At 47.8% G+C, this 6,266-nt stretch carries 1 protein-coding gene; it reads right to left on the minus strand.

Annotated features, from left to right (window positions below; all coding sequences use genetic code 11):
- Positions 1-6,266 (minus strand): Ig-like domain-containing protein (locus tag DXN04_RS34195; RefSeq protein WP_116857913.1); only part of this gene is annotated, 6,266 nt, incomplete at both ends.

A 6,266-nucleotide genomic window follows, 5' to 3' on the forward strand; every position in this document is an offset into this window, starting at 1 on the left:
GAATCGGTATCATTGGTCAGGACATTACCTGCTCCATTTGTATCCTCAACAATGGTGATCGCATCATCAGTTGCTACTGGTGCATCATTCATTGCGATTACTGTAATGATCAGGAGGGCGGTGTCACAGCCTCCATTATTATCACATGCCTGATATGCTACAGTATCTATGCCATTGAAGTTTGCATTTGGTGTATAAGTGAAGCTACCATCTGCATTCAGTACAATAGTACCATAGACTGGATTGGTTACCACACTAACTGCCAATGCCTCGCCATCTGGATCGGTATCATTAGTCAGGACATTACCTGTGCCTTGTGCATCCTCATAGATAGTAATCGCATCATCTACTGCTACCGGTGCATCGTTCATTGCTGTCACTGTGATGATCAGGCGGGCTGTGTCACATGCTCCGATGTTATCACATGCCTGATAGGTCAGGGTGTCGAGGCCGTTGAAGTTTCCATTTGGTGTGTAAGTGAAGCTACCATCCGCGTTCAGTACGATGATACCATGGACTGGGTTTGTCACCACACTGGCTGTCAATGCATCACCATCTGGATCGGTGTCATTGGTTAAGACATTACCTGTGCCTTGTGCATCCTCATTGATAGTAATCGCATCATCTACTGCTACCGGTGCATCGTTAACAGTGCTTACTGTTATGATCAGGCGGGCTGTGTCACATGCTCCATTATTATCACATGCCTGGTAAGTCACTGTGTCGAGGCCGTTAAAGTTTGCATTTGGTGTGTAAGTGAAGCTACCATCCGCGTTCAGAACGATCGTACCATGAGCTGGGTTTGTCACCACACTGGCTGTCAAAGCATCACCATCTGGATCGGTATCATTACTCAGGACATTACCTGCTCCATTTGTATCCTCAACAATGGTGATCGCATCATCAGTTGCTACCGGTGCATCGTTCGCTGCTGCTACTGCGATGATCAGGCGCGCGGTGTCACAGTCTCCATTATTATCACATGCCTGATATGTTACAGTATCTATGCCATTGAAGTTTGCATTTGGTGTGTAGGTAAATGAACCACCTGCATTCAGAATGATCGTACCATAAGCTGGGTTTGTCACTACACTGGCTGTCAATGCATCACCATCTGGATCGGTGTCATTGCTTAAGACATTACCGGTGCCCTGGGTGTCCTCATTGATAGTAATCGCATCATCTACGGCTATCGGTGCATCGTTCATCGCTGTCACTGTGATGATCAGGTGGGCGGTGTCACATGCTCCATTATTATCACATGCCTGGTAAGTCAGGGTGTCGAGGCCGTTAAAGTTCGCATTTGGCGTGTACGTGAAGCTACCATCCGCGTTCAGCACGATCGTACCATGAGCTGGGTTTGTCACCACACTGGCTGTCAAAGCATCACCATCTGGATCTATATCATTGGTCAGGACATTACCTGTGCCTTGTGCATCTTCATTGATAGTAACCGCATCATCTGCAGCCATCGGTGCATCGTTCATCGCTGTCACTGTTATGATCAGGCTGGCGGTGTCACAGCCTCCATTATTATCACATGCCTGGTAGATTACTGTGTCGAGGCCGTTAAAGTTTGCATTTGGCGTGTAGGTGAATGAGCCATCTGCGTTAAGTACAATAGTACCATGGACTGGATCGGTTACCACACTAACTGTCAATGCATCACCATCTGGATCTGTGTCATTAGTCAGTACATTACCTGTACCATTTGTATCCTCAACAATAGTAACTACATCATCAGTTGCTACCGGTGCATCGTTCATAGCTGTCACTGTAATGATCAGGCGAGCTGAGTCACATGCTCCGATGTTATCACATGCCTGGTAAGTCACGGTGTCGAGGCCGTTGAAGTTTGCAGTTGGCGTATAGGAGAATGAGCCATCTGCATTCAGGACGATCGTACCGTGGGCTGGGCTGGTGATTACGCTCGCGGTGAGTGCGTCGCCGTCAGAATCGGTATCATTAGTCAGGACATTACCTGCTCCATTTGTATCCTCAACAATGGTGATCGCATCATCAGTTGCTACCGGAGCATCGTTCGTTGCTGTTACTGTGATTATCAGGCGGGCGGTGTCACAGCCTCCATTATTATCACATGCCTGGTAAGTCACTGTATCAATGCCATTAAAGTTTGCATTTGGCGTGTAGGTGAATGAACCATCTGCATTCAGTACAATCGTACCATGGGCTGGGTTTGTCACTACACTGGCTGTCAATGCATCACCATCTGGATCACTGTCATTGGTCAGTACATTGCCTGTGCCTTGTGAATCTTCATTGATAGTAATCGCATCATCAGCGGCTATCGGTGCATCGTTCATTGCGGTCACTGTGATAATCAGGCGGGCGGTATCACAAGCTCCATTATTATCACATGCCTGGTAAGTCAGGGTGTCGAGACCGTTGAAGTTTGCATTTGGTGTGTAGGTGAAGCTACCATCTGCGTTCAGTACAATCGTACCATGGGCAGGGTTTGCCACTACACTGGCGGTCAGAGCATCACCATCTGGATCACTGTCATTGGTCAGTATATTGCCTGTGCCTTGTGCATCTTCATTGATAGTAATCGCATCATCTACGGCTATCGGTGCATCGTTCATCGCTGTCACTGTGATGATCAGGCGGGCAGTGTCACATGCTCCATTAATATCACATGCCTGGTAAGTCACGGTGTCGAGGCCGTTGAAGTTTGCATTTGGCGTGTACGTGAAGCTACCATCCGCGTTCAGGACGATGATTCCATGGACTGGGTTTGTCACCACACTGGCTGACAGAGCATCACCATCTGAATCGGTGTCATTGGTTAAGACATTAGCTGTGCCCTGGATGTCCTCATTGATAGTAATCGCATCATCTGTAGCTATCGGTGCATCGTTCGCTGCTGTTACTGTTATGATCAGGCGGGCGGTGTCACAGCCTCCGATGTTATCACATGCCTGGTAAGTCACGGTGTCGAGGCCGTTGAAGTTTGCATTTGGCGTATAGGAGAATGAGCCGTCTGCATTCAGGACGATCGTACCGTGGGCTGGGCTGGTGATTACGCTTGCGGTGAGTGCGTCGCCGTCTGGATCGGTATCATTAGTCAGGACATTACCTGCTCCATTTGTATCCTCAACAATGGTGATCGCATCATCAGTTGCTACCGGTGCATCGTTCATCGCTGTCACTGTGATGATCAGGTGGGCGGTGTCACATGCTCCATTATTATCACATGCCTGGTAAGTCACTGTATCTATGCCGTTAAAGTTTGCATTTGGTGTGTAGTTGAAGCTACCATCTGTATTCAGTACAATTGTACCATGGGCTGGATTTGTCACCACACTTGCGGTGAGTGCCTCGCCGTCAGGGTCGGTATCATTAGTCAATACATTGCCGGTGCCTTGGCTGTCTTCAGCGATGGTGATGGCATCGTCGGTAGCGATTGGTGCATCGTTCACAGCGGTCACTGTGATGATCAGGCGGGCGGTATCACAGCCTCCGTTATTATCACATGCCTGGTAGGTTACTGTATCTATGCCGTTGAAGTTTGTATCTGGTGTGTAGGTGAAGCTACCATCTGCATTTAGTACAATCGTACCATGGGTAGGGTTTGTCACTACACTGGCGGTGAGTACGTCGCCGTCAGGATCGGTATCGTTTGTCAATACATTACCTGTGCCTTGGGTGTCCTCATTAATAGTTATCGCATCATCTTCTGCAACCGGTGAATCGTTCATTGCTGTCACTGTAATGATCAGGCGGGCGGTGTCACATGCTCCATTATTATCACATGCCTGGTAAGTCACTGTATCTATGCCGTTGAAGTTTGCATTTGGTGTGTAAGTGAAACTACCATCTGCGTTCAGTACAATCGTACCATGGGATGGGCCGTTCACCACACTTGCTATCAGCGGATCGCCATCTGCATCAGTATCATTACCCAGTACATTACCTGTTCCTTGCGTATCCTCATTGATAGTAATAGCATCATCTGCAGCCATCGGTGCATCGTTCATCGCTGTCACTGTAATGATCAGGTGGGCAGTATCACAAGCTCCATTATTATCACATGCCTGATATGTTAAAGTATCTATGCCGTTGAAGTTTGCAATTGGAGTGTACGTGAAGCTACCATCTGCATTCAGGACAATCATGCCATGGGCAGGGTTTGTCACCACACTGGCAGTCAGAGCATCGCCGTCTGGATCGGTATCATTAGTCAGGACATTACCTGTGCCTTGTGCATCTTCATTGATAGTAATAGCATCATCTACTGCAACCGGTGTGTCGTTTACAGCGGTCACTGTGATGATCAGGCGGGCTGTGTCACATGCTCCATTATTATCACATGCCTGATATGTTACAGTATCTATGCCATTGAAGTTTGCATTTGGTGTATAGGAGAATGAGCCATCTGCATTCAAAACGATCGTGCCATGAGCTGGGTTTGTCACTACACTGGCGATCAGGGCATTACCATCTGGATCGGTGTCATTAGTCAGGACATTGCCAGTACCATTTGTATCTTCATTGACAGTAATCACATCATCTACTGCTACAGGTGCATCATTCACAGCGGTTACTGTAATGATCAGGCGGGCGGTGTCACATGCTCCATTATTATCGCATGACTGATATGTTACAGTATCTATGCCGTTGAAGTTTGCATTTGGGGTGTAGGTGAATGATCCATCTGCATTCAGAACGATCGTACCGTTGCCTGGAGCGTTGATTACGTTCGCGGTGAGTGCGTCGCCTTCAGGATCAGTATCGTTTGTCAATACATTACCTGTGCCTTGGGTATCCTCATTGATAGTTATCGCATCATCTGCGGCTACCGGTGTATCATTCATTGCTGTCACTGTGAGGATCAGGCGGGCGGTGTCACAAGCTCCATTATTATCACAGGCCTGGTATGATACAGTATCCATTCCGTTGAAGTTTGCATTTGGTGTGTAAGTGAAGCTACCATCCGCATTTAGTACGATAGTACCGTGGGCTGGGTTAACTACTACACTTGCTATCAGAGCATCACCATCTGGATCACTGTCATTGGTCAGTACATTGCCTATGCCTTGCGCATCTTCATTGATATTAATCGCATCATCAGCGGCAATTGGTGCATCGTTCATTGCGGTCACTGTGATAATCAGGCGGGCGGTATCACAAGCTCCATTATTATCACAGGCCTGGTAAGTCAGGGTGTCGAGACCATTAAAGTTTGCATTTGGTGTGTAAGTGAAGCTACCATCTGCGTTCAGTAAAATAGTTCCATGAGAAGGGCCATTCACCACGCTTGCTATCAGCGGATCGCCATCTGCATCACTGTCATTGGTCAGTACATTGCCTGTGCCTTGCGCATCTTCATTGATATTAATCGCATCATCAGCGGCTATCGGTGCATCGTTCATTGCAGTCACTGTAATGATCAGGCGGGCAGTATCACAAGCTCCATTATTATCACAGGCCTGGTAAGTCAGGGTGTCGAGACCGTTGAAGTTTGCATTTGGAGTGTAAGTGAAGCTACCATCCGCATTTAGTACGATAGTACCGTGGGCTGGGTTAACTACTACACTTGCTATCAGCTCATCACCATCTGGATCACTGTCATTGGTCAGTACATTGCCTGTGCCTTGTGCATCTTCATTGATATTAATCGCATCATCAGCGGCTATCGGTGCATCGTTCACGGCAGTCACTGTGATAATCAGGCGAGCGGTGTCACATGCTCCATTATTATCACAGGCCTGGTAAGTCAGGGTGTCGAGGCCGTTGAAGTTCGCATTTGGAGTGTAAGTGAAGCTACCATCTGCGTTCAGTACAATAGTTCCATGAGAAGGGCCATTCACCACGCTTGCTATCAGCGGATCGCCATCTGCATCAGTATCATTACTCAGTACATTACCTGTTCCTTGGGTATCCTCATTGATAGTAATCGCATCATCAGCGGCTATCGGTGCATCGTTCATTGCGGTCACTGTGATAATCAGGCGGGCGGTATCACAAGCTCCATTATTATCACATGCCTGGTAAGTCAGGGTGTCGAGACCGTTGAAGTTTGCATTTGGTGTGTAAGTGAAGCTACCATCTGCGTTCAGTACAATCGTACCATGGGCAGGGTTTGCCACTACACTGGCGGTCAGAGCATCACCATCTGGATCACTGTCATTGGTCAGTACATTGCCTGTGCCTTGCGCATCTTCATTGATATTAATCGCATCATCAGCGGCTATCGGTGCATCGTTCACTGCGGTCACTGTGATAATCAGGCGGGCGGTATCACA

Origin of the sequence: Chitinophaga silvisoli (assembly GCF_003412465.1) — a bacterium.
Taxonomy (GTDB): Bacteria; Bacteroidota; Bacteroidia; order Chitinophagales; family Chitinophagaceae; genus Chitinophaga; species Chitinophaga silvisoli.